Origin of the sequence: Micromonospora echinofusca, assembly GCF_900091445.1 — a bacterium.
GTDB lineage: Bacteria > Actinomycetota > Actinomycetes > Mycobacteriales > Micromonosporaceae > Micromonospora > Micromonospora echinofusca.
Genome location: NZ_LT607733.1, coordinates 5134134 through 5158822, shown reverse-complemented (window position 1 = coordinate 5158822; position 24689 = coordinate 5134134). Strand labels below are relative to the sequence as shown.

Annotated in this window: 20 protein-coding genes; 12 read left to right on the top strand and 8 right to left on the bottom strand. The window is 70.8% G+C overall.

The features are described from left to right. Nucleotides 1-71 precede the first annotated feature (71 nt). Genes GA0070610_RS21805 through GA0070610_RS21795 form a run of 3 tightly spaced genes read right to left on the bottom strand, consistent with a single transcriptional unit; the run spans nucleotide 72 to nucleotide 3882 of the window. Nucleotides 72-1271 carry an allantoate amidohydrolase gene (locus tag GA0070610_RS21805; protein WP_089001769.1) on the bottom strand — a complete coding sequence of 400 codons (1200 nt, stop codon included), beginning with the start codon at nucleotides 1269-1271 and terminating at the stop codon, nucleotides 72-74. Between the two features lie 53 nt (nucleotides 1272-1324). Further along, nucleotides 1325-3013: a urocanate hydratase gene (gene hutU / locus GA0070610_RS21800; protein ID WP_231925764.1), complete on the bottom strand. Its 1689-nt coding sequence runs from the start codon at nucleotides 3011-3013 to the stop codon at nucleotides 1325-1327. Between the two features lie 17 nt (nucleotides 3014-3030). Further along, nucleotides 3031-3882, bottom strand: coding sequence for a MurR/RpiR family transcriptional regulator (locus tag GA0070610_RS21795; protein ID WP_089001767.1), 852 nt, complete (start codon nucleotides 3880-3882; stop codon nucleotides 3031-3033). 191 nt (nucleotides 3883-4073) lie between these two features. Between GA0070610_RS21795 and GA0070610_RS21790 the strand changes: the two genes are divergently transcribed. After that, a complete protein-coding gene (locus tag GA0070610_RS21790) occupies nucleotides 4074-5444 on the top strand; it encodes a hypothetical protein (RefSeq protein WP_089001766.1) in 1371 nt (456 codons plus the stop codon). A 69-nt stretch (nucleotides 5445-5513) separates the two neighbouring features. On the opposite strand, the gene GA0070610_RS21785 is transcribed toward GA0070610_RS21790, so the two are convergent. Continuing rightward, on the bottom strand, nucleotides 5514-5696 hold the full coding sequence (locus tag GA0070610_RS21785) for a hypothetical protein (RefSeq protein ID WP_089001765.1): 183 nt from the start codon (nucleotides 5694-5696) through the stop codon (nucleotides 5514-5516). Nucleotides 5697-6156: 460 nt separating this feature from the next. On the opposite strand from GA0070610_RS21785, the gene GA0070610_RS21780 reads away from it, so the two are divergent. The 9 genes from GA0070610_RS21780 to GA0070610_RS21745 all read left to right on the top strand — a co-directional run bounded on the left by GA0070610_RS21780 (nucleotide 6157) and on the right by GA0070610_RS21745 (nucleotide 18222). Further along, on the top strand, nucleotides 6157-7437 hold the full coding sequence (locus tag GA0070610_RS21780) for an O-antigen ligase family protein (RefSeq protein WP_089001764.1): 1281 nt from the start codon (nucleotides 6157-6159) through the stop codon (nucleotides 7435-7437). Continuing rightward, on the top strand, nucleotides 7424-8863 hold the full coding sequence (locus GA0070610_RS30670) for a lipopolysaccharide biosynthesis protein (RefSeq protein WP_157747204.1): 1440 nt from the start codon (nucleotides 7424-7426) through the stop codon (nucleotides 8861-8863). The genes GA0070610_RS21780 and GA0070610_RS30670 overlap by 14 nt, the downstream gene beginning before the upstream one ends. Continuing rightward, the gene (locus tag GA0070610_RS21775) at nucleotides 8860-9969 is read left to right on the top strand and encodes a polysaccharide pyruvyl transferase family protein (RefSeq protein ID WP_157747203.1); all 1110 of its coding nucleotides are present in this window, start codon (nucleotides 8860-8862) and stop codon (nucleotides 9967-9969) included. The genes GA0070610_RS30670 and GA0070610_RS21775 overlap by 4 nt, the downstream gene beginning before the upstream one ends. Further along, nucleotides 9969-11120 carry a glycosyltransferase gene (locus tag GA0070610_RS21770; RefSeq protein ID WP_089001762.1) on the top strand — a complete coding sequence of 384 codons (1152 nt, stop codon included), beginning with the start codon at nucleotides 9969-9971 and terminating at the stop codon, nucleotides 11118-11120. Before GA0070610_RS21775 ends, GA0070610_RS21770 begins: the two co-directional genes overlap by 1 nt. Then, nucleotides 11117-11947, top strand: a complete 831-nt coding sequence (locus GA0070610_RS21765; protein ID WP_157747202.1) for a glycosyltransferase family 2 protein — start codon at nucleotides 11117-11119, stop codon at nucleotides 11945-11947. The genes GA0070610_RS21770 and GA0070610_RS21765 overlap by 4 nt, the downstream gene beginning before the upstream one ends. Beyond that, nucleotides 11944-13116, top strand: coding sequence for a glycosyltransferase family 4 protein (locus GA0070610_RS21760; protein ID WP_157747201.1), 1173 nt, complete (start codon nucleotides 11944-11946; stop codon nucleotides 13114-13116). Before GA0070610_RS21765 ends, GA0070610_RS21760 begins: the two co-directional genes overlap by 4 nt. A 511-nt stretch (nucleotides 13117-13627) precedes the next feature. Next, nucleotides 13628-15529: a S8 family serine peptidase gene (locus GA0070610_RS21755; protein WP_197697762.1), complete on the top strand. Its 1902-nt coding sequence runs from the start codon at nucleotides 13628-13630 to the stop codon at nucleotides 15527-15529. A 166-nt stretch (nucleotides 15530-15695) separates the two neighbouring features. Then, nucleotides 15696-16961 (top strand): DUF1800 domain-containing protein, encoded by a 1266-nt coding sequence (locus GA0070610_RS21750; protein ID WP_089001758.1) that lies wholly within the window; start codon nucleotides 15696-15698, stop codon nucleotides 16959-16961. 1 nt (nucleotide 16962) lies between these two features. Beyond that, nucleotides 16963-18222 (top strand): DUF1501 domain-containing protein, encoded by a 1260-nt coding sequence (locus GA0070610_RS21745; protein WP_089001757.1) that lies wholly within the window; start codon nucleotides 16963-16965, stop codon nucleotides 18220-18222. A gap of 121 nt (nucleotides 18223-18343) precedes the next feature. Here the strand turns inward: GA0070610_RS21745 and GA0070610_RS21740 are convergent, their stop codons facing one another. Both GA0070610_RS21740 and rfbA read right to left on the bottom strand, forming a co-directional pair. Beyond that, nucleotides 18344-18967, bottom strand: a complete 624-nt coding sequence (locus GA0070610_RS21740; RefSeq protein WP_089001756.1) for a dTDP-4-dehydrorhamnose 3,5-epimerase family protein — start codon at nucleotides 18965-18967, stop codon at nucleotides 18344-18346. After that, complete coding sequence (rfbA, locus tag GA0070610_RS21735; protein WP_089001755.1) at nucleotides 18964-19851, bottom strand: glucose-1-phosphate thymidylyltransferase RfbA; 888 nt, start codon at nucleotides 19849-19851, stop codon at nucleotides 18964-18966. The genes GA0070610_RS21740 and rfbA overlap by 4 nt, the downstream gene beginning before the upstream one ends. An 86-nt stretch (nucleotides 19852-19937) precedes the next feature. On the opposite strand from rfbA, the gene rfbB reads away from it, so the two are divergent. Then, complete coding sequence (rfbB, locus tag GA0070610_RS21730; protein ID WP_089001754.1) at nucleotides 19938-20951, top strand: dTDP-glucose 4,6-dehydratase; 1014 nt, start codon at nucleotides 19938-19940, stop codon at nucleotides 20949-20951. Beyond that, a complete protein-coding gene (gene rfbD / locus GA0070610_RS21725; RefSeq protein ID WP_089001753.1) occupies nucleotides 20948-21811 on the top strand; it encodes a dTDP-4-dehydrorhamnose reductase in 864 nt (287 codons plus the stop codon). Before rfbB ends, rfbD begins: the two co-directional genes overlap by 4 nt. A 66-nt stretch (nucleotides 21812-21877) precedes the next feature. Here rfbD and GA0070610_RS21720 read toward each other — a convergent pair whose 3' ends face one another. Further along, a complete protein-coding gene (locus tag GA0070610_RS21720; RefSeq protein ID WP_231925763.1) occupies nucleotides 21878-23428 on the bottom strand; it encodes a sugar transferase in 1551 nt (516 codons plus the stop codon). Between the two features lie 110 nt (nucleotides 23429-23538). Continuing rightward, nucleotides 23539-24588 carry an LCP family protein gene (locus GA0070610_RS21715; RefSeq protein ID WP_089001752.1) on the bottom strand — a complete coding sequence of 350 codons (1050 nt, stop codon included), beginning with the start codon at nucleotides 24586-24588 and terminating at the stop codon, nucleotides 23539-23541. Between the last annotated feature and the right edge of the window lie 101 nt (nucleotides 24589-24689).

The following is a 24689-nucleotide window of genomic DNA, read 5'->3' as shown; positions in this document are numbered from 1 at the left end:
TCGATCACCACGGGGGCGAGTCGTCTGCGACATCAGCTCGACAGGCCACCAACGGCGGCCCTGGACCCCGGTCAGCGGCACGTCAGCTCCTCCAGCACCCGGGCCAGGGCGGTCACCCCGGCGGCGCAGTCGGCGTCGCTGGCGGACTCGGCGGGCGCGTGCGACACCCCCGTCGGGTTGCGTACGAAGAGCATCGCCGTGGGCACGTGTGCGGCGAGCACCCCGGCGTCGTGCCCGGCCCCGGTGGGCAGCACCGGCGCGTCGAGCAGGGTGGCGAGCCGGTCCGCCAGTCCGCCGTCGAAGGCGACCAGCGGGGTGGCCGACTCCTGCGTCAGCGCCACCTCCGTACCGTCGCGGCGGGCCCGCTCGGCGGCCTTCGCGCCCACCGCGTCCAGCAGCCCCGTCAGCGTCTCCGGCTCGGCGGCCCGGGCGTCCAGCCAGCCGGTCACCTTGGACGGGATGGCGTTGGTGGCGTTCGGCTCCACCGCCACCCGGCCGACGGTGGCGTGCGCGCCGCGCAGCCGCGCCTCCTTGTTGGCCGCGAGCACCGTGAAGGCGTACGTCAGCATGGGGTCGCGGCGGTCGGCCATCCGCGTCGTGCCGGCGTGGTTGCCCTCGCCGGTGAACTCGAAGCGCCAGCGGCCGTGCGGCCAGATCGCGCTGGCCACCCCGACCGCCGCGTCCGCGTCGACCATCGCGCGGCCCTGCTCGACGTGCAGCTCCACGAAGGCGGCGAAGCCGCCCAGCAGCTCGGGGCGGGCGCCCGCCGGACGTGCGCCCAGCGCCTCCGCGAAGCTCACCCCGTCGGCGTCGCGCAACCCGGCCGCGCGCTCCACCGCGATCTCCCCGGCGAGCAGCCGGGACCCCAGGCACGGTACGCCGAACCGCGCGCCCTCCTCCTCGACGAACGCGCCGACCACGACGGGTCGGGCCGGCGCGACGCCCGCCGCGCGCAGCTCGTCGACGGCGAGGAACGCGCTGACGATGCCGAGCGGCCCGTCGTACGCCCCGCCGTGCGGCACCGAGTCGAAGTGGCTGCCGGTCAGCACCGCGTCGCCGGCCCCCGGCTCGCCCCAGCGGGCGAACAGGTTGCCGTTGCCGTCCTCGGTGACCGGCATCCCACGGTGGTCGGCCTGCTCGCGGAACCACTCCCGCAGCCGCAGCTCCGGCTCGGTCAGGGCGTACCGCAGGTAGCCGCCGCTGCGATCGTCACGCCCGACCGGTGCGATCTCGTCCCACAGCGCCCGGAACCGGCCGGCGAGGTCGCTCACCGCACTTCCGTCGTTCGCGACTGCGGGGCTCCGCTCCGCTGCACTCCTCGCGCTCACAGGTTGCCGCCCTCCGCCATCGGCACCCGTACGCCGGTGGCCTCCGCGACCTCGCGGGCGGCGTCGTAGCCGGCGTCGACGTGCCGGATGACGCCCATCGCCGGGTCGTTGGTCAGCACCCGCTCGATCTTCTGCCCGGCCAGCGCGGTGCCGTCGGCGACGCAGACCTGCCCGGCGTGGATGGAACGGCCGATGCCGACCCCGCCGCCGTGGTGGATCGACACCCAGGACGCCCCGCTGGCGGTGTTGACCAGCGCGTTGAGCAGCGGCCAGTCGGCCACCGCGTCGGAGCCGTCGGCCATCGCCTCGGTCTCCCGGTACGGGCTCGCCACGCTCCCGCAGTCCAGGTGGTCCCGCCCGATCACCACGGGCGCGCTCAGCTCGCCGGAGGCGACCATCTCGTTGAACCGCACCCCGGCCTTGTCCCGCTCGCCGTAGCCGAGCCAGCAGATCCGCGCCGGCAGGCCCTGGAAGGCGACCCGCTCGCCGGCCATCCGGATCCACCGGGCCAGCGACTCGTTCTCCGGGAACAGGTCCAGGATCGCCCGGTCGGTGGCCGCGATGTCGGCCGGGTCCCCGGAGAGCGCCGCCCACCGGAACGGGCCCTTGCCCTCGCAGAACAACGGCCGGATGTACGCGGGCACGAAGCCGGGGAAGTCGAAGGCCCGCTCGAACCCGCCGAGCTTCGCCTCGCCCCGGATCGAGTTGCCGTAGTCGAAGACCTCCGCGCCGGCGTCGAGGAAACCGACCATCGCCTCGACGTGCTTCGCCATCGACGCCCGCGCCCGGTCGGTGAACTCGGCCGGCTTCGCCGCCGCGTAGTCCCGGGCGTCGGCCAGCTCCACCCCCTCCGGCAGGTACGACAGCGGGTCGTGCGCGCTGGTCTGGTCGGTGACGACGTCGATCTCCACGCCCCGGCGCAGCAGCTCCGGAAAGACCGTGGCCGCGTTGCCGACCACGCCCACGCTCAGCGCCCGCCGGTCCCGCTTCGCGGCCAGCGCCCGCTCGACGGCGTCGTCCAGGGAGTCGGCGACCTCGTCGAGGTACCGGTCGTGCACCCGGCGGTCCAGGCGGGTCCGGTCCACGTCGACGACCAGGCAGACGCCGCCGTTCATGGTGACCGCGAGGGGCTGCGCCCCGCCCATCCCGCCGCAGCCGGCGGTCAGCGTCAGCGTGCCGGCGAGCGTGCCGCCGCTCAGCTCCTGCCCGTCGCCACGGGCGCCGGCGATCTTCGCGGCGACGGCGGCGAACGTCTCGTAGGTGCCCTGGAGGATGCCCTGGGTGCCGATGTAGATCCAGGAACCGGCGGTCATCTGCCCGTACATGGTCAGGCCGAGCTGTTCGAGGCGGCGGAACTCCGGCCAGGTGGCCCAGTCGCCCACCAGGTTGGAGTTGGCCAGCAGCACCCGGGGCGCCCACTCGTGGGTACGCATGACGCCCACCGGCCGGCCGGACTGCACCAGCATGGTCTCGTCGTCGCGCAGGTCGGTGAGGGTGCGCACCAACGCGTGGTACGACGGCCAGTCCCGCGCGGCCTTGCCGGTGCCGCCGTAGACCACCAGGTCGTCGGGGCGCTCGGCCACCTCCGGGTCGAGGTTGTTCATCAGCATCCGCAGCGCGGCCTCCTGGGGCCACCCACGGGCGGTGCGTTCGGTGCCGCGTGCGGCGCGGACGGGCTGGGTCATCTCGGCTCTCCTCCGGGTCATCCGAGGAACAACTGGCGGCGGGCGGCGGAGGCCTCGAAGGCCTCCAGCCGGCGCTGGGTGTCGGTCGGGGCGGCGTCGCAGATGGCCTGGAGCAGCACCATGGCCAGGGTCATCGGCGCGGTGTGCAGGTCGAAGACGAGCCGCGCGCCGACCGCGGCGGGCAGCACCACGTCGGCGTGCTCGGTGGCCGGGCTGACCGGCGAGTCGGTGATGGCCACCACGGTGAGGCCGGCGGCCCGGGCCTCGCGCAGCGCGTCCAGGGTCTCCCGGGGGTAGCGGGGGAGGACGAAGGCGAGCAGGGCGCCCGCCCCGGCCTCGGCGGCCTGCTCGATGCGGTCGGTCAGCAGGCTGCCGCCGTCGTCGAGCACCCGCACGTCGGGGTGCACCTTGGCCGCGAAGTAGGCGAAGTAGGCGGCGAGCGGCGCGGCGGCGCGCAGGCCGAGCACCGGCAGGGGACGGCTGGCGGCCAGCAGCCGGCCCGTCTCGGCGATCCGGTCGCGGTCCGCGAGCTGCCCGGCGAGCCGGTCGAGGTTGCCGATCTCGGCGCGTACCGCCTGCTGGAGCTCGTTGCCGCCGTCGGCGGCGTCGCCGGCGGTGCCGGCGGTCAGCTCGCGCAGCCGGCGGCGCAGCGCGGGATAGCCGTCGTGGCCGAGCGCGACCGCGAACCGGGTGACCGACGGCTGGCTGACCCCCGCCAGCTCCGCGACCTCGGCCGCCGACAGGTACGCGGCGGCCGACGCGTGCTGCACGAGGCAGTGCGCGATCCGGCGCTGGGTGGGCGTGAGCCGGACCCCCTGGAACAGGTCGAGCACCTGCTCGGTGGGCGCCACGACAGCTCCCTCATTCATGTCGCGACTGTATGCATGAAAACTTTCACAGGCAACACCCCTGTCGCCGCGGACGACCTGTGGCGTGAGGAGGGACGTGGAGAGGCGCGGCCTGCCGGGCGTCCCAGTGCGTGTCGGGCCGACGACGGGTGGGCGGAGCTGCTGGCGCCGCCTCTGTAGGATCCGCACGGCGGTTGAGCAGAGGAGTTGGCATGCAGCCGGCAGGTCCCTACAGGTTCACCCACGTGCTGGGCGGGTCTCCGGTGGGTAAGGCGTGGGCGGCGATCGACGAGCAGGGACGCCTCGTCACCGTGGCCGTCCTGGACGCCACCGTCGCCGCGGCCCCCGGCTGGCGGGAGGCGTTCGTCGGGATGACGAACTCGCTGGCGCAGGCCGCGGACCCCCTGCCCTACGCCTACGCCGACTTCTCGGCCGCCGCACCCTGGGTGGCGTACTCGGCGGAGGTCGGGCCGGGGGCGGAGAAGCTGCTGCGTGCACTCGGCGTGGAGTACACCCCGGACCCGTCGGCCGCACGGCCGGTCTCCGGGGTGCCCCAGCCGGTCAGCGGGATGCCTCAGCCGGTCTCCGGGCTGCCCCAGCCGGTCAGCGGGGTGGCCCACCCCGTCTCCGGTGTTCCGCAGTCGACCTCCGGGCCGCCGCATCTGCCGTGGGCGATGCACGCGGGTCCGAACCCCACCCAGCCGGTGTCGTCGAACCCGCACCCCGCCTCGGGTCCGCCGGCGCCAGGCTGGGACGCGCCGACCACCGCGATGCCGGCGCAGCCGGTCGCCGAGACGCCCCAGTCGCCTGCCGCCGCCCAGGCTCCCACGCCGGCCGGCGTCCCGCCGTACGATCCGCTCGCCGCACCCGCCCGCCGCATCACGCCCTCCGACACGCGCCGGCGCCGTACCGGGCTCCGGGTCGGGATCGTCGCACTGGTGTTGGTCCTCCTCGGCGGTGCGGGCGCCTTCGCCTGGGTCGGACTCAGGGACACGACCGAGCAGCCGACGGCGAACCCCTCACCCACCGGCGTGGTCCAGTCCGGCGCCCCGGAGTGGTCACCGAGCGCGCGTCCCCAGCAGCCGGGCCTCGAGCCGCCACGGCCGGGGGACTGGCCCAAATGGCAGGTCTTCGGCAGGAGCGATGCCGTACGAACGCTGACCCCGGACGGCCTGGGCTTCGATTTCGTGGCACCGGCGGACTGGACGTGCACTCCTGGCGGCAGCACCGAGGGGCAGGTCAAGTACAACTGCGGTGCCTCGATCGGGGACAACGCGGAGATCGGCGGCGAGCTGATCGTCCGTAACTGTCCTGAATGCGGCGAGGAGCAGCGCGACGCCCTGCGCAAGGCGGAGGAGGCGTGGGGACTGCAGTGGCGCAGCGGCGGGCCGTACGTCGTCCTGGCCGAGACCGTGAAGCTGAACGGCGCCAACAAGTACGGCATCGTCGTGGTCGCCTTCTGGCGCTCGGAGCCGGACGGTGCGATCGACCGGCAGCTCGTGCTGCGAATGACCGCCCCGGAGGACTGGATCGACGTCATCCGGCGCGTGGTCAACTCCATCCGTGACAACGCCGGCTTCTGATCGGCATCCGGACCGGCCGGAGAGGGAGCCCGCAGCGATCCGACCGCGGGCCGTGGTGGGCGGCAGCGGTCACCGGATCGGGTCGGGCCGCTGCCGGTGGACGAGCGCATCGCCGACGGGCACGGCATCAGGGCCGCTGGGTTCCGAGGCGGCACGGGCCTTCTGGAAACTGCTCTTCAGCCCGTTTCGCAGCGCCCGGCTGAGCGGGCGTTCCACGAACCGGTGCACGGCGTAGGCCAGCAGCAGCGCCACCCCGACGACGCCGCCCAGGAGCAGCCACGGGGGAACGTCGTCGCGCAGGTGACGCTGGTGTGTCCGGTACAGCCGGCGTGCGGGTCGGAAGTCCTCGTGAGCGGGCCCGGGACCTATGGTTCCTCGCTGACACCCACCTCTATGATGAGCGCGCGAAGTCCCGCTTCGGCCCGGAGCGATCCGTCATCGGCTCTGGATCCCGCCCTCTGGGCGTGAGCGAAACCCCCGCACGGCGGCACGACCAGCGCAGCCGTGGCAGCGACTGGCCGACCAAGGCTGATACGGAGATGTCATGTTCACCGGTACGGCCAGCGGTCATCCCCAGGGTGATCCACGCCATGCCCCGGCGACATGGCGCAGCGGCGGTCGGGAGCCAGTTCGGACACACGTAGACCCGGCTGCCGGCCCGGGCGGCGAGAATGGCGGAGCCCGTGGGCCGGGCCGCCACCGGGCCCCGAGCGTGGTCGTCCAGCTGATCCGGACCGGCCGGTCGATCGCCGCAGGGCTGCGCTCCGACCCGGATCAGCGCATCGTCGCCGCATTGGCGCTCCTGGTGGCGACACTCGGACTGGTGCCGATCGCCCTCGCTCCCGCCGATGTCGTCATCTACGCCGGTGTGTCGACGGGAACGCCGACGCTCTACTCGTACACCATCGCGATCGCTGTGGCGTTCGTGCTGGTCATGATGCACACGCGCCGTCGATTCGTCCGCGCCCTCCTGCTGTGGGTGCCGTTCCTCGGGTGGCTGGCCCTGTTCGCCGCGTTCCACTGGGACGCGTCCCTGCGTACCGTGAGCGGCCTGCTGCACTTCTGTCTGGCGGCGATCGTGTTCGCCGTCGGGGCCACGGCCGAGCGCGCGGACCGGCGGCACTCGGTCCTGCTCTGGGCCTTCGCGGCCGTGGCGTGGCTCCAACTCTTCGCGATCACCGCCGCGGTCCTCGGCTTTCCGCTGCGACGCGTCTCCGGCCAGCAGGCGCTCGACGTGCTCGGGCGTGCCACGGGCCTGACGAGTCATCCAGGCGAACTGGCGAAGCTGTTGTTCTTCTGCGGCCTGTGCGCGCTGACGCTGCCGCAGCGGACGGTGCGGGAACGATGGGTGGCCTGGACGACGCTCGGTGTCGTCCTCATCGGCGTTTCCCTCACCCAGAGTCGCACGGTTCTCGCAGCCGTGGTCTCCATGATCCTCATCTTCATGTTGCTCGAGCTGATGACCGGGCGGTGGCAGAAGAAGTACTTCGTGGTCGTCGGCCTTACCGGGGTGCTCGGCGTGGCGTCGCTGCCGTGGCTGATCGAGCGATTCATGACGGACCCCGGTGGGGGCTCCCGGCAACACCTCCTTGCGGTCGCGGCGGACGCGATCCGCGCGCATCCGTGGGCCGGGGTGGGACCCAACAGCTACGTCGCCGTCGTCGGCGCCTCGGATCCGCTCACCGCGAGCGGCGTGCCCGTACACAACGTGTTGCTGCTGAGCGCCGCCGAGGTGGGCATCGTCGGCGCACTGCTCCTCTGGCTGCCGTTCGTGGGGACCGCGACGGCGGCCATCCGCGCCGTCTTTCGTACGCGGACCTCGGAGCTGGCACCCAGGGTCCTGGTCAGCGCTCTGCCGGCTCTCGTCCTCGTCGGTATGACGGGCTGGGGCCTGATGCAGGGACCCTACTTTCTGATGCTGGCGCTCGTGGCGGGCTACTTCCATGCCCGGACGCGGTTCTCGGCGGTTGCGACTGGCAATGGTCGCGACTGAGGCCAGGGCGCTGGCGGGGCGGCGCACGTCCCTGACGGTCGTGTCGGGCCTGCTGGGGCTCTCCACCCTGGCCACGCGGTTCACCACCCTGGTGGTCATGGCGCTGCTGACCAGGGGCGCCGGCGTCGAGGCCGTCGGCTTCTACGGGATGGCCACGCTTTCCGCGTCCTTCGCCGCCGCCGCGCTCTCCCTCGGTCTGCCGACCTACCTGACGAGGGAGGCCGCCGCGGGTTCGGTCTCGCCGCCCGTGGTCGCCCGGATCCATGGCGGCCGTTTCGTCGTGCTGATGGCGGCCGCCGCCGTCGCGTACGTGGTGATCGGCGTGCTCCTTCCCCCGGAAGCGCAGCTCGCCTTCTTCCTGGTCTTCGTCGCCAGCCTCTTCGAACAGTGGAACGAGACGGCGTGGGTCCTCATCCGAGGCACGCGTTCGGCCTGGCTCGAACCGCTCACGAACACCTCCACCGGCCTCCTGCTCGTCGGCGCGTGCGCGATCGACGTGTGGCTGATGGACGGGCTCACCCTCGGTGACGCTGCCGTCTACTTCCTCATGACGTCCGTCCTCCGGTCGACGGCCGCGGTTCTCGTCGTGCGGATCCTGCCGTCGCTGCGCGCCTCCCGAGGTGTCCGCTCGGCCCAGCACATCAGGCTGGCGCTGCCGTACTTCGCCTCCGACCTGCTCGGTCTCTTCTACTTCCGCGGCGACGTCTTCATCCTCGCGTTCTTCGTCACCGCCGTGGAAGTCGGAGAGTACGTCTCGGCCGCGGCCATCATCGGACCGGCGGTCCAGGTCGCGGCGTCCATGGGCCTCGGCGCCCTCGCCTATGCCGCGCCGAAGGGGACTTCCGGGACCGCCCAGGCGAACGACCCGCTCACGATCTTCCAGTTCTTCGGGCTCGCGGGTCAGGGCGCCGCCGGCGTCATGTTCATCGGTCTTCCCATCGCGACCGTGGTGCTGTTCGGTGACCAGGCGGGGAACATCCCGGAACTCGCGATGGTGCTCACCCTGTTCCTCGCCCTGCGATTCGCCAACTTTGGTCTGTCCGCCATCCTGCTTGCCCGGGGCCGTGCCGCCAGCCGGTTGGTGGTGCTCGTACTGAGCATCTGCGGCAGTGTGGGATTCAACCTTGCCCTCGACGGCAGGTACGGCGCCTACGGCGCCGCCTGCGCGATGGTGTTGAACGAGCTTGTCGTGGCCGGGTCGCTGCTGTGGTTCCTGCGGATCAGGGAACTGGTGTGGCCGGTCCTCATCTCGTTCGGACATGTGGCGGCGGCGGCATGGGCGCTCGCCGGACTGCTGACCGTGATGGGATCCGCCTCGGCGTCCGCCACTCTCGGGGGCGTCATCCTTGCTCTGGCTACCGTCAGATTTGTGGGACAACGGAGGGCCGCAGGCAAACTGCGGGCCGCAACGACGGAGGACATGTGAGGGTCGGAATAGTCGGGTGGTTCGGATCGGACAATCTCGGAGACGAGATCCTCCTCCACTCGCTCATCACCTGCGTCCGCGAGGTCAAGGAGAACGCGTCCTTCGTGGTCTTCTGCCCCAACCCGGACCGGGTCGCCGAACTTCATGGCGTGCAGACGGAGCACATGCCCGTACTGCGGGCTCGTGGTGCCTCCGAGCGTCAGGTCGCGGTGCAGCGCGCGATCAAGTCGTGTCAACTGCTTCTGCTCGGCCCTGGAACGGTCTTCCAGGAGCGTTCCCCCAACCTGTCCTGGCCCGGCACCCTGCCGATGTTCGCCCGGATCATCGCGATGGCCAAGTTGGCGGGAACGCCCGTCGCCACCGTCGGCGTCGGCGTGCGCGAGGGCGGAACGCCGTTCGGTCGTCAGGTGCTCCGTCTCATCGGCGCATCCTGTGTCGCGGTGGGTGTGCGCGACGAGCGGACCGCGTCGCACTTCGGCTCCGGCGCAGAGGTCATCGGCGACATGGCGTACACCCTGCCGCTACCCGATCTGGACCGGGCCGATTCCGGCCGCCGCTTCGCGCTGTCGATGCGACCGCTCGCGCCCGACCTCGAGGGCTCACTGCTGGCGGCGACCTCCGCATGCGCCGGTCGGCTCCGCCAGGAGGGATGGTCGGGCACCTTCCTTCCGATGGCCTTCGGCCGAGGAGCCCACGGCGAGGACGACCGCGTCATCTACGAGCGCGCCTTCCGCGACCTGCTGGACCTGGACTCCACCCCGTTGGACGGCAGCCGACCTCTCGTCGGAGCGCTCCGCGACTGGTTGCAGTCGCTCGCGACGAACCAGCTCGTCCTCGGCACCCGCCTGCATGCCGCACTCCTCGCCGTGGCGATCGGCGTTCCGACGGTGGCGATCGCGTACGAGCGGAAGGTCCATGACGCCTTCGTCGACCTTGGGCTCCGCGAGTTCCTGGTGCCACCGGACGTCGACGCCGAGACGCTCTACCGCACGGCGACCGCGGCTGCCGCGTCCGCCGAGCAGTTCCGGGAGGCCGCCCAGCGGGTCGCGGCCCAGGGGCGCATCGCGCAAGGGTTCGTCACGGCGCTCGTGAAGCGGCTGGGCTGATGCGCGTCCTCCTGCTCACTCCGTTCGCGCCCAACGCGCACCACTACCATGCTGCGGCCGACACGATCGTGCAGCTCACCCCGCGGTTGGCTGAGCAGGTCGAACTCTTCGTCTACTCGCCGGAGCACACGGCGCCCACGGAGCCGGACGACCTGAAGTACACGTTGTTGCCCGCCACGGTCACCGCTCGTCCGAGCCACCGGGACCGTCTCCGCCTGGAACCGGCATGGCTCCGCCAGGCGTGGCCGCGGGAAGCGACCCGGGAGGCCGCCGAGCTCATCCGCCGGATCCGGCCTGACGTCGTGCACTCGGAGTATCTGCAGTCCGCCGAGGTCGTCGGGATCAGCCCCGCGTCGGTGCTGGGCCTGCACGACATCACCGAGAAGGTGATGCTGGAGTCCTACCGGGCGTCGTCCGGCCTGGAACGGCCGTACCGTCTCATCGAGCTGCTTCGGACGCGACGGTTCGAACGCGCCGCGATCCGCCAGGCGGACGCCGTCATCACCCTGTCCGACGCCGACTTCGCGGTCGCTGCCGCACGCAACCCGAACACCGTGCTCGCCCGGCCGGGAATCCACGTCGGCGACCGGTCCTGGTCGCCGCCGCCAGCGACGGAGCGACCGCGACTGGTGTTCGCCGGGGCGATGTGGCGACGCGCGAACGCACTCGTCGCCCAGTTCCTCGCGCGTGAGGTGATGCCCCTGGTGTGGCAGGGCCTGCCGCAAGCGGAACTCAGGATCGTCGGGGCGGAGCCCTCCGCCGACGTGGTCGGCCTCGGCGAGAGCGACAGCAGGGTGGTGGTGACGGGTGCGGTGCCCGACCTCCGGTCGGAGATGCTCGACGCCCACGCCGTCGTCGTGCCGTCGATCGTGGGCGGCGGGGTGCTGATGAAGGTGGCACACGCCATGGCCCTCGGCTGTCCCGTCATCACGTCGGAAGGACCGGCCGCGTCGGTACGCGGTGACGCCTCGATGTTGTACACCGCGTCGACTGCCGACGAGATCGCGGCGGCGGTCCGGGCCGCAGTCGAATCACCCGACGACGCGGCACAGCGTGGTCGGCGTGCCCGCGCACACATCGAGCGGACGTTCCGTTGGGACGACACGGTCCGCTCGTACCTCGACGCCTACGGGATTGCGAGTCGACAGTGAAAATCGCAGCCATCATCGTCTCCTACAACTCGGCCCGGGAGCTTCCCCAGAGCCTGGGCTGCCTGGGCGCCCTGCCGGTGGACCACGTCGTGGTCGTGGACAACTCCTCGACGGACGACAGCGTCGAGGTCGCGAAGTCCTTCGGGTATCCGGTCGTCTCGCTGCCGAACGTGGGCTTCGGCAAGGCGATCAACGCCGCGGCGGAGACCCTCCCCGGCGCTGACGCCTACTTCCTTCTCAACCCCGACTGCCACATCAACCCCGAGTCCTTCGCGCACCTCGTGGAGGCCCTGCGGGCCGACCCGAAGCTGGGTGTGGTCGCGCCGCTGATGCGGTACCCGGACGGGCGCTTCGGGATCTCGGCGGGGCCCGAGCCGAGCATCGCGAAGGAATGGCTGGCGGCGCTGAAGGTCGACCATCTCGTGCCGAGGCGACTGAAGCAGTATCTGGCCCGGGCGACGCCCTTGCGCAAGAAGTTCCAGATGCTCGAGTATCTCGATGTCGAACCGACCGGCGAGGTGCGCGAAACCGCCTGGGTGTCCGGGTTCTGCATGCTCGTACGAGGTGAGGCGTTCCGGTCCATCGGTGGGTTCGACCCCAGCTTCTTCCTCTACTTCGAGGACGTCGACCTGTGCACGCAATTGCGCGCCGGTGGCTGGGGTGTCGCGTCGGTCGGGACGAGTGTCGCCGAACACAAGGAGAGCACCAGCACCGGTGCGGTCGGCAAGAACCCCCTGTACCGGTCCGGCATGTATGTCTATTTCGCGAAGCATGGCACGCGGGGTCAGCGACTCCTCGCGTCCGCCCTGAGGAGGCTGCCGATTTGAAGATTCTGTTTGTGGCGCCGTGGATCCCGGCATCGGTCCGCCCGCGCAGCCTCGTGATCCTGGAGATGCTCGCCGCCGAGCATGACGTCCGCTTCCTGGGACTGGTGCACGACGAGGAAGAGGCGCGGCTGGCGGAGCTCCTGCCGGTCAAGGAGCGCACCCTCGTCCCCAACCCACGCGTCGGTTCCATGCTGCGCTCCGCGCGGGCACTCGGCACCGGGGTCTCGTTGCAGACGGGGTACGCGAGCCCGAAGGCGCTCACCGACGCGCTGCGGCGGGAGTTGGACGACTTCCAGCCGGACGTCGTGCACCTCAACGTCTTCCGTACCGTCCACCTGGTCGAGGCCTGTGGCTCGACGCCGGTCATCGTCGACCTGGACGAGTTCCGCAGCGAGTACTACGAGCAACTCGCCTCGCACGGGCCCAGCCCCGCCTGGCGGGCGTTGGGCCGCGTGGAGGCACCCCGGATGCGGGCCCGGGAGGACAAGTTGGTCGGCATGGGGGTTCCCCTGATGCTCTCCGCTCCGTCCCTGCCTGGCCAGGAGCGGCCCAACACCTTCCTCGTCAGGAGCCCCTGCGACTTCTCCGTCCAGCGGCAGGCGGGCCCGATCGCGCCGACGGTCCTGTTCGTCGGTCGGCTCAGCTACGAGGCGAACGTCAACGGCCTGATGTGGTTCGCGCGTGAGTGCTGGCAGGGCATTCGTGACGCCGTCCCGGACGCCCGCCTCCGGATCGTCGGCACGGACCCACCCAAGGCGGTGCAGGAACTGGTCGGAAACGGCATCGAACTGCACGCCAACGCGCCCGCGGTCGAGCCCCACTACACGGATGCCGCCGTCGCCATCGCGCCGATCTTCCGGGGTACCGGCGTCCAGCTGAAGCTCATCCAGGCGATGTCGGCCGGAGTGCCGAGCGTGACGACCAGCATGGTGGCCGACCGCGCGGGTGTGGCGGACGGTGTCCACGTCCGCGTCGCCGACGACAGGGCTGGCTGGATCGCGGCGGTCAGTGGGCTGCTGTCCGCCCCCGAGACCGCCGCGCGACTGGCCGCCAACGGACGGGAGTGGGTGGCGGCACACCACAGCTCGGCGGCGGTTCGCCTGCAGTTGCAGGCGGCGTACGCCTCGCTTTCCACCGGTGCGCAGATGGACGGCGCGTCCGGCCGGTGAGCCGAGCCAGCGGACGCTGGATGACGACGCTGCGCGCCGGCGGGCCCAGGCCCGCTGGCGCGCAGCGTCCTGTCGCGACCGTGGTACCGATCGGCGACCTGCCAAGGTGAGTTGTCGGTACCGGTTGCGTGAGCAATAGGCAGGCTGCTCGCATTCTGAGTCGAGCTCGGTGGTAATCACCCGTCGTCTTCGTCCGCCACTTGGTAATAGGGGCGGGGGCGCACCCCTTGGCATTCGCCACCAGTTGGTCCGAACGGCTGAGCCGCCGATGACGTTGATCGACGAAGATGGGCTGCGTCTGTGCCGAAGGGCAACGCTGTCCATTGTCAACGGTGGACGTTCATCCCACGGGGAGTCTTGCGTGTATCAAGTTCGTCGAGCTTGTCGGTCGGTCGTGGCAGGGCTCGCGCTCGCCGCTGTCGCGACCGCGGCAACCGTGTCCGGCGGGGGTGCCGCGTCCGCGGCTCCGCCGGACGACAAGAAGGTTGCGGGGATCCTGGGTGCCGCCGACATGGGCGCCATCAAGGACAGTTACATCGTGGTGTTCAAGGACGCCAAGGCCACGCCGGCCCAGGTCGGTGCGAACGCCACCGCGTTGACCAAGCGGTACGGCGGCACGGTGTCGCGTACGTACACGCGCACGATCCGTGGTTTCGCGGGGCGGATGAACGAGGCGCAGGCCAAGCGGCTGGCGGCCAGCCCCGAGGTGGCGTACGTGGAGCAGAACCGCAAGGTGTCGAAGAACGACACCCAGTTGGACACGCCGTCGTGGGGTCTGGACCGGCTGGACCAGATCTTCGCGCCGATGAACAAGCGGTACACGTACCCGAACACGGCGAGCAACGTGCGCGCCTACGTCATCGACAGCGGCATCCGGATCACGCACCAGGAGTTCGGCGGGCGCGCCAGCAACGGCTACGACTTCATCGACAACGACCCGGTCGCGAACGACTGCGACGGGCACGGCACGCACGTCGCGGGCACCATCGGCGGCACCAACTACGGTGTGGCCAAGGAAGTGAAGCTGGTCGGCGTGCGGGTGCTCGACTGCGAGGGCAACGGCACGCAGGCCGGTGTCATCGCCGGTATCGAGTGGGTCACGGCGAACGCGGTGAAGCCGGCGGTGGCGAACATGAGCCTCGGCGGTGGGGGCAGCACCGCGATCGACGCCGCGGTGGAGGCGTCCATCGCCTCCGGGATCACCTACGCCGTCGCCGCCGGCAACAGCCAGGACGACGCCTGCTCGTACTCGCCGGCCCGCGCGGCCTCGGCGATCACCGTGGGCGCCACGGACGAGGTCGACTTCCGCGCCTCGTTCTCCAACTACGGGCCGTGCGTGGACATTCACGCGCCGGGGCACCACATCCCGTCCTCGGTAATCACCAGCGACACCGCGATCGGCAAGTACAGCGGCACCTCGATGGCCAGCCCACACGTCGCCGGCGCCGCCGCGCTGCTGCTGTCGGCGAACCCGTCCTGGGCGCCCACCCAGGTGCGTAACGTCATCGTCTACGGCGGCACCCGGCGGGTCGTGCGGAACACCGCCGCCTACAACACCAGCGACGTGATGCTGCGCATCGGCACCACCGCCGTGCCGCAGGTCACCGGCCTGCGGTCCCTGACCAACGGCAAGAACGTCTCGGTCGGCGCCGGCGGCACCCAGCCGCTGACCCCCACCCAGCCCATGAACCAGATGGGTGACTCGGAGAAGTTCACCGTGATCGACGCCGGCAGCGGCTACATCGCGCTCGCGTCCTGGGCCAACGGAAAGCACGTCACCGCCACCGCCGGCGGCACCGCCGCGCTGTACGCCAACAGCAGCACCATCACCGACGCCCAGCGGTTCCAGGTCGTCATGAACGGCGACGGCACCACCAGCCTGATCGCCAAGATCAACGGAAAGTACGTCACCGCCCCGTCCGGTGGCTCCCTGCCACTGATCAACAACGCCACCACCATCGGTGTGGCCGAGAAGTTCATCTGGGCCTCACCCGCTGCGGTCGTCGTGCTGCGAGCAACCGTCAACGGCAAGTTCGTGACGGCGGCGGAGGCCGGCAGGAGCCCCCTGATCGCCAACTCCACCACCGCGACCAGCGACTGGCAGAAGTTCGACATGCTCGACATGGGCGGCGACGCTGTCGCCTTCCGCTCGCACGTCAACAAGCGCTTCGTCAGCGCGCCGTCGGGCGGCACCCAGCCGCTCATCGCCAACGCCACCGCGATCGGCACGGCGCAGTCCTTCTGGCTTTTCCACTGGGGTGACGGCAACCTGCTGTTCCAGTCCCAGACCAACTACAACCTGGTGCAGGCACCGAACAACGGCAACTCGGCGCTGATCGCGAACTTCGATCCGACCGTGGCCGATCCGGGCGCCTCGACGATGTTCACCTACGAGGTCCTGAAGGTCGGCTGATCAGCGAATTAGGGCCCGTCCCGACGCGACGGATCCAGTGGGCCGCCGAGACACGTGCGATGCGCGTCTCGGCGGCCCATCGCGTCACGGCGACCCTCCGGGCGCGACCGGCTGGTGACGGGCCCCGGGGTCCGCCCGCACCACGGGCTTCGCATACATTTGCTGCATGGCCGACGCCTCGTTGCTCCTTCGCCGCGCCGGCTTCGGTCCCACGTCCGCCGAACTGGCTGCCGCGAAGAAGGCAGGGTACGAGGCAACGGTCGCCGCCCTGACAGCGCCGACAGCGCCGGACGTGGGTGCCCTGAAGGCCCCCGTGCCGGGACTCGGCCCGGATCCCTTCGCCGGGTTGTCGAACCCCACTCCCAGCCAGCGGAGCAAGGGCGATGAGAAGCGGCGGGAGCAGACGAAGCGGATCACCCAGTGGTGGCTGGACCGCCTCACTGTCGCAGACCACCAGACCCGCGAGAAGCTGTGGTTCTTCTGGCACGGGCACTGGGCGACCTCGGTCCGGAAGGTGATCCGTCCGCAACTGATGCTCCAGCAGCACAGGACGCTGCGCAGCTCGCTCGACTTCGCGACGATGGCACATCGGATGATCACCGACCCGGCGCTCATCTACTGGCTCGACGGGCAACTCAACACGCGGACCGCGCCCAACGAGAATCTCGGCCGCGAGTTGATGGAACTCTTCATGCTCGGCATCGGCAGGTACACCGAACGGGACGTGAAGGAGGCGGGCCGCGCGCTGACCGGCTGGAAGATCGACTACGACAGCGGGCGCGCGTACTTCAGTCCCGCCTCACACGACGGCGGCAGGAAGAGCATCCTCGGTGTCACGAAGGACTTCGACGCCCACTCGCTGGTGGATCTGCTGCTCAACCACGAGGCCTGCCCGGGGTTCATCGCCGAGCGGTTGTGGTTCCGGTACGCCTCGTCGGCCGACCTGCTCCCGATGTCCACCCGCGACAACATGGTTCGCGCGTTCCCGGACTCGATGGCGATGCTGCGGAAGCTCTTCGAGGACGACGCATTCCAGGCCAGCGCCGGCAGGCTGGTGAAGCAGCCGACGGAGTGGTTCGTCGGCGCGATGCGGCAGTTGGGTCTGCGGCCGGGGAGGCTGTCCGACGATATGCTGACGTACGCCCTCAACGCCCTGGAGCGCCTGGGGCAGCTGCCGTTCGCACCCCCGAGCGTCGAGGGGTGGGCCGCCGGAGCGGAGTGGCTGACGGTCGGGGCGGCGCAGGTCCGCCTGAACCTCGCCGGTCGGATCGCCCAGCTGGTCCCGGCCCAGCGGCTGACTCCGGAAGGCGTGGCGCACGTCCTGGCCATCGAGACGTGGACCAACAGGACGTACTCGGCCCTGAAGGGCACCACCGATCCGCAGCGTCTGCTGACCCTCGGGTTGGCCAGCCCGGAATACCTGGTGACGTGACATGGACGCATTGACCCGGCGCAGGTTCCTCCTGGCCTCCGGCGTCGTCGGCGGCAGCGCCATCGCCGCCGGGGTAGGGGGTCTGGGCCTGGCGGAGCTCCTGCGGACCGCGAGCGACGCGTCCGCCGGGGAAGACAACCGGAAGACACGCAAGTTGGTCGTCGTCACGCTGTACGGCGGCAACGACGGGCTCAACACGGTCGTCCCCTACGCGGACCCGGCGTACCACGCGGCCCGACCAGAGCTGGCCTACGAGCCTGATCGGGTGCTTCGGATCGACGACTCGCTCGGGTTCAATCCGGTGATGAAGGGCTTGAGTCGACTGTGGAGCGGGCAGCGCCTGGCTGTCGTTCTCGGGGCCGGGTATCCCAAACCGGACCGTAGTCATTTCCGGTCCATGGACATCTGGCAGACCGCCTCACCGAGCGGTCCGGCCACCTCCGGCTGGGTCGGTCGATGGTTGGACGGCATCAAGGCCGCGCCAGAGGCCGCGGTGAGCTTCGAGCCCATGCTCCCGCCCCTGCTCGTGGGAGAGACCCGCACCGGAGCCTGTGTGAGTATCGGTGGGCTCAAGTTGCCGCCCGGGGTCACCACCGACATGATCGGGGTGCTCGGGCGGCGGGAGCCGAACGAATCCGAGATGCAGGCACGGGCTGCGGACGCCTATGCGAACCTCATCAAGATCGACCAGCTCATCCGGGATGCCGAAGCGGTGGACGCCCGGGCGGACGTCCCCGCCGAACCGGACATCGCGGCAACGGGCACGGGCGGGGCGAACCTCCTTTCCGAACAGCTCTCCCGGGTGGCTCAATGCGTCGAAGCCGGGGTCCCCACCCGTGTGTATTCGGTGAGCCTCGGTGGATTCGACACGCACGCGGCGGAGAGGCCCGGCCACGAGCTGCTGTTGCGTCAGCTCGACCAGGCGCTGACCAGCTTCGTGGGCCGGCTGGCGCAGACCGAGGCCGGTAAGCGGGTGTCCGTGGTCGTCTACAGCGAGTTTGGTCGGCGGGTTCGTGCGAACGCCTCCGACGGCACTGACCACGGAACCGCCGGGCCCGTCTTCGTTCTGGGTCCTCAGGTCGCGGGCGGACTCTACGGGGAGCAGCCGAGCCTGACCGACCTGGACGACGGCGACCTCAAGGCGACGACGGACTTCCGAGACGTCTTCGGCACGCTGCTGGCCTCGGTGTTGGATGCGGACCCGGCACGCTATCTCGGCGGGTACGAGCCGAAGATGCTGCCGTTCCTCCCGCGCGACTGAGACCTGGCCCCTGGTGAGCGCCCTGCCGGGCGCGCGGCGACGAGCACCGGTCCCGCCGCGGGCGCAACGCCGCACGCTGGCCCACCCGCCCGGGACGCCGGTCACCGTGAGGCGGAAGCGGCTATCGTCCGCCGTAGGCGGGGTCAGCTCCCACCCGCTGGCTGGCGGTGAACGCGCGGCAGGTCCGGTAGTCCGGCAGCAGTCCCGATTCCAGCGCCTCGGCCAGGCTCGGCGCGGCTGCGTCCCGGCCCGACAACTGCGGTGACCCCGCCGGCCAGTCGATCGCCAGTTCGGGGTCGAGGGGATGCACGGTGTGCTCCGCGGTGGGGTTGTACGTGGTGGAGCAGAGGTAGCTCAGGGTGGCGTCGTCGGTGAGGGCGCAGAAGCCGTGGCCCAGCCCCTCGCCGATGTAGACGGCGCGCCGGTCGACGTCGTCGAGGCGGACCGCCTCCCACTGCGCGAAGGTCGGCGAGCCCACGCGGATGTCCACGACTACGTCGATGACGGCACCGCGTACGCAGGTCACGTACTTGGCCTGGCCGGGTGGGACGTCGGCGAAGTGGATGCCGCGGACCACGCCGCGGGCGGAGACCGAGAGGTTGCCCTGGGCGAGTCGGAGCGGATGCCCGACCGCGGCAGCGAGCTGGTCGAAGCGGTACCACTCCATGAACAGCCCGCGTGGGTCGCCGTGCTGCTGCGGGTTGATCTCCCAAGCCCCGTCGATGCTCAGCGGTCGTATCTTCATCGGTGGGTGTCTCCGGGCTGGCGTTCGGCGAGCAGGCCGAGCAGGTAGTCGCCGTATCCGCTCTTGCTCAGGGACTGGGCGAGCGTGCGGAGTTGCTGGTCGTCGATCAGGCCGGCCCGCCAGGCGACCTCCTCGACGCATCCGATCTTCAGGCCCTGGCGTTCCTCGATGACCCGTACGAACTCGGCGGCCTGCATCATCGAGGTGAAGGTGCCGGTGTCGAGCCAGGCGGTGCCCCGGTCCAGCACCGTCACCGACAACTCGCCCCATTCGCGGTAGGTCTCGTTGACCGCCGTGATCTCCAGTTCGCCACGGGCGCTGGGGGTCAGCTTGCCGGCGATGTCCACCACGCGGTTGTCGTAGAAGTAGAGGCCGGGCACGGCGTAGCGGGACCTGGGGTGGGCGGGTTTCTCCTCGATCGACAGCACGCGCCCGGCCGGGTCGAAGTCGACCACCCCGTACTCCCCGGGGTTGGCCACCGGGTAGGCGAAGATCCGTCCACCGACCAGGTCGCCGTGGCCGGGGAGCTGCCGGCCCAGGCCGACGCCGTGGAAGATGTTGTCGCCGAGGATGAGAGCCACCGACTCGTCGCCGATGAAGTCCGCGCCCAGGAGGAACGCCTGCGCGATGCCCTCCGGGCGGGCCTGCGTGCGGTACTCCAACCGCAGGCCCCACTGGCTGCCGTCACCGAGCAGCCGCTGGAACTGGGACTGGTCCTCCGGCGTCGTGATGATCAGGATCTCCCGCACCTCCGCCATGATCAGGGTGGAGAGCGGGTAGTACACCATCGGCTTGTCGAACACCGGCATCAGCTGCTTCGACACGGCACGGGTGATCGGCCACAACCGGGACCCGGTGCCACCGGCGAGAAGGATTCCGCGCACCGGGGGAGACTACCCGCACCGGCGGGCACCTGAGAATGGGCTCGCTGCCCCTGTTGTCCTGGGGTTTCGCGTACACTCTCCGACCCGTGAGGATCCTCGTCACCGGCGGTGCCGGCTTCATCGGGTCGGAGTACGTTCGGATGCTGCTGGGCGCGCCCGGCGGTGACGCCGCGAGGGTGCCGGCCGTCGCACCCACGGCGGTGACCGTGCTCGACGTGCTGACGTATTCGGGCAACCTCGCCAACCTCGCACCGGTGGCCGAGGATCCCCGGCTGCGGTTCGTGCAGCGGGACATCTGCGACCCCGCCGTGGTCGACGAGGTCGTTCCCGGCCACGACGTGATCGTGCACTTCGCCGCGGAATCCCATGTCGACCGGTCGATCGACGGCGCCGCCCCGTTCGTCACCACGAACGTGCTCGGCACCCAGAACCTGCTCGACGCCGCGCTGCGGCACGGCACCTCCCGGTTCGTGCACGTCTCCACCGACGAGGTGTACGGGTCCATCGCGGAGGGCTCCTGGACCGAGGACTGGCCGCTGGCGCCGAACTCGCCGTACTCGGCCTCCAAGGCCGGCTCCGATCTGCTGGCGCTGGCCTACCACCGCACCCACGGCATGGACGTCGTGGTCACCCGCTGCTCCAACAACTACGGGCCGTACCAGTTCCCCGAGAAGGTCGTCCCGCTGTTCGTCACCAACCTGCTCGACGGCGGCACCGTGCCGCTCTACGGCGACGGCGGCAACATCCGGGACTGGCTGCACGTGCACGACCACTGCCGGGGCATCGCACTGGTCCAGGAGAAGGGCCGCGCCGGCGAGGTCTACCACATCGGCGGCGGCACCGAACTCACCAACCTCGAACTCACCGGCCGGCTGATCGAGGCCTGCGGCGCCAGCTGGGACCAGGTCGTGCCCGTCGCCGACCGCAAGGGCCACGACCGCCGCTACTCCCTGGACATCAGCAAGGTCAGCTCCGAGCTCGGGTACGCCCCGAGCATCGACCTGGAGCGCGGCCTGGCGCAGACCGTGCAGTGGTACCGGGACAACCGGGCCTGGTGGGAGCCGCTGAAGGCGGGCACCAAGCCGCTGATCGCCCCGTGAGCCGGCTGCTGGTCGCCGGCGCTGGCGGCATGCTGGGCAGGGACCTGGTCGCCGTCCTGCGCTCCCGAGGTGACCTCTCCGTCAGGGCCACCACCCGCGCCGAGCTCGACATCACCGACCCGCAGGCGGTACGAGCCGCCGTCGCCGGACACGACGTGGTGATCAACACCGCCGGGTGGACCGACGTGGACGGGGCCGAGGCGCAGGAGGAAGCCGCCACCGCCGTCAACGGCCACGCCGTCGCCCACCTCGCCGCAGCCTGTGCCGCAACCGGCGCGCGGATGATCCACCTGTCCACCGACTACGTCTTCCCCGGCGACGCCACCGAACCGTATGCGGAGGACGCCGCCACGTCCCCGGTCAACGCGTACGGGCGCAGCAAGCTCGTCGGGGAGCTCGCCGTCAGCCGACTCCTCCCCGACGCCGGTTACATCGTGCGCACCGCCTGGCTCTACGGCGAACACGGACCGAACTTCGTCGCGACCATGCTGCGGCTGGCCGAGCAGCGAGAGCACCTCGACGTGGTCGACGACCAGCGGGGGCAGCCGACCTGGTCGTACGCGCTGGCCGAGCAGCTCGTCGCGTTGGCCGACGCGGTGCTCGCCGGCCGCGCAGCCCCCGGCGTCTACCACGGCACCGCATCGGGCCAGACCACCTGGTACGGCCTCGCCCGCGCCGTGTTCACCCTCCGCGGCCTCGACGCCGACCGCATCCGACCGACCACCAGCGACCGCTACCTGCGCCCGGCTCCCCGTCCCGCGTACAGCGTTCTGGCCCACAACCGCTGGGCGGCGGCAGGCCTGCGGCCCCTGGCGGACTGGCACTCGGCCCTCACCCAGGCGCTGGACACCGTCCACTAGAGGCTTTCGACCGAGGCAGCGACCAGCGGCGACGCGGCCGGTCGCGGCTGGCGTCGGCCGAGCCTGTCAACGACCCCCGGCGCGGAACACCTCCGCCACCGTCCGGATGAGCACCTTGGCGTCGAGCCACAGCGACCAGTTCTCGATGTAGTAGTTGTCGAAGCGCGCCCGGTCGGAGATCGGCGTGTCGCCGCGCAGGCCACTGACCTGTGCCAGCCCGGTGAGCCCCACCGCGACCCGGTGGCGCATGGCGTAGTTGGGGTACTCGGCGGAGAACTTCTCGACGAAGTACGGCCGCTCGGGGCGCGGCCCGACCACGCTCATGTCGCCCCGCAGGATGTTCCAGAGCTGCGGCAGCTCGTCGAGCGACGTGCGGCGCATGAAGCGGCCGATCGGCCCGACCCGCTGGTCGTGCGCGATCGACCAGTTCGTCTGCGACTCGTGCTCGTCGACGGGACGCATCGAGCGGAACTTGATGATGTGGAACGGCTTGCCGTGGCGGCCGATCCGTTCCTGGTAGAAGAAGATGCCCGGGCCGCCGTCGAGGAGCGTCGCGACGGCACAGAGCAGGAGGACGGGGCTCAGCAGGAGCAACGCGGTGGCGGAGAAGAGGATGTCCGACGCGCGCTTGAGCGCCCAGCGGGGCCCGGACAGGGTGATGTCGCCGACCTTGACGATCGGGATCGCGCCGATGTGGTCGCCGTGCGAGCGGGAGCCCCAGAGTCGGGGCACGGCCCACAGGTCGCAGCTCGCGCTTCGCGGCTGGCGGAGGACCTCCATCAGGGTCAGCTCCGGGCAGCTCGGGTCCGCGATGAGGAGCACGTCGCACTCGACCATCCGGACGAGCGGCTCCAGCTGGTCCAGGGTGCCGATCAGGGGGAGCGCCGCCGACACCTGCGGAGGCGTGGAGTCGACGCAGCCGACGAAGCGCAGCCCGTACTGGGGATAGCGGCGCAGCAGCCGGGCGAGCTCCACGGCGATCGGCCCGCTGCCGATGATGATGGCGTTGTGCTCCACCCACCGACGCTTGCGCGCGATGGTGGCGAACTCCCGCGAGAAGACACGACCGACGATGACCAGCCCGGCCGCGATGACCACCCCGCGGGCGAACCCGCCCACGTACTCCGCGGAGTCGTGACGCAGCGCCGCGATGATGGTGATCACGGCCGCGGACGCGAGCAGCCGCCCGCAGAGGCTCGGCAGCTCGTCGAGGATGCTCACGTGGCGACGGGCCCGGTAGAGCCCGCCCGCCGCGAAGATGGCCACCGTCAGGCCGGCCATGGCCAGCGTCCCGCGCCAGTACTGGAGGCTGATCAGCAGGGGCGCCAGCAGGGCGGCCACGTCGACGGGCGCAGTCATCATCCAGGCCCGCAGCCCCCGGGTGCGCGTGGAGGCGCGGGAACTCGCGTACGGCAGCACCGCCGTCACGTCGAGGCCGGGGCGGGGCGGGGCGTCGCTCGCCCGACCGCCTGCCGGCGGCGTGGAGGTGGGCAGCGTTCCGGTGGCGCCGCCTCCGGCGTCGACCCCGCCGCGCACCTCCGCCCTCATGCCCTGCGCCGCCATGTCGTCGCGCTGCGGTGTGGTGGCGTGGTGGCCCATCGCCTGTTGCCTGGACATGGTCGGTCCTTCCCCGTTGACTGCCCCGGCGGCGCGCGGCAGCTTCGAGGCGAACGAAGGATACGACCGGTTCGCGCGTGTCACCAGAGCCGGGACGGCAGTACGACCTCCTACTTTCCGGCGTTGACGATCTCCGCTACGGCGTCGCGTCGTACCGCGTCGTAGAAGGACTTGGCCTTCTCGGTGTTCGCGAACACCACGCTCTCGCTACCCACCCGACCGGTGCCCTTCGTCGGGCTGGTGATGAAGCGCAGGTTGTCGCCGCGCAGTCCACGCAGGTCGGTCGCCATGCTCAACAGGGACATCTTCTCGTCCACCGACACCGCGTTCGACGTCGCCTTGACGAAGGAGTTCAGCTTTCCCGGGTTCGTGACGATGCCCCCGGACACGGCGCGGTCCAGGATCGCCTTGATGACCTGCTGCTGGTGCCGGATGCGGGCGAAGTCCCCGTCCGGGAACTGCTTGCGCTGGCGTGAGTAGTCGAGCGCCGTCTCACCGTCCATCCGCTGCACCCCCTGCCGGAAGGTGCGGAACGGAGGGTGGATCGAGGTGAAGGACTTCTCCGCGTCGATGTCGATGCCGCCCAGGGCGTCGATGATCTCCTTGAAGCCGGCGAAGTCGACCATCATGACGTGGTCGATCCGCACGCTCGTGAACTTCTCGACGGTCTGCACCATCAACGGCACGCCACCCCACGCGTACGCGGCGTTGATCTTCGCGTCGCGGCCGCCCTGGCTGCCGTCCTTCGACCGGGGCACGGCTACCCAGGTGTCCCGGGGGATCGAGATCAGCTGGGCGCTCGACCGGTCCTTCGGCAGGTGGGCCAGGATGATCGTGTCCGTGCGGGAGCCCGACGTGCTCTCCGGGTCACGGGTGTCGCTGCCCAGGATCAGGATGTTCATCGCGCCCTTGGCCACCGCCTGCGGGCGGCCCTGCTCGGGAACGTCCGCGAAGGCGTCGACGCGTTCGATGTCCGACTCCACGGAACGCAGGTAGAGCCCGCCGGCGATCAGGCCGCCGCCGCCGAGCAGCGCAACCACCAGCAGGCTGACGAGGGCGACGCGCCGCCACCGGCGACGAGGCTTCGCGTGCTTGCCCGGCTGGCGTTCGGTCTGGTCGGCGACCGCGTCCGGCTCGACGAACTGTTGTGGAACTGGCATGGCGGCGATGCTACTTATCCGCGTGGACGTGCGCGTACCCTCATCCGGCTGGTGACGGCCCCCATCCGTGCCGACCCGTCCCATTCCGTCGCACACCGTCC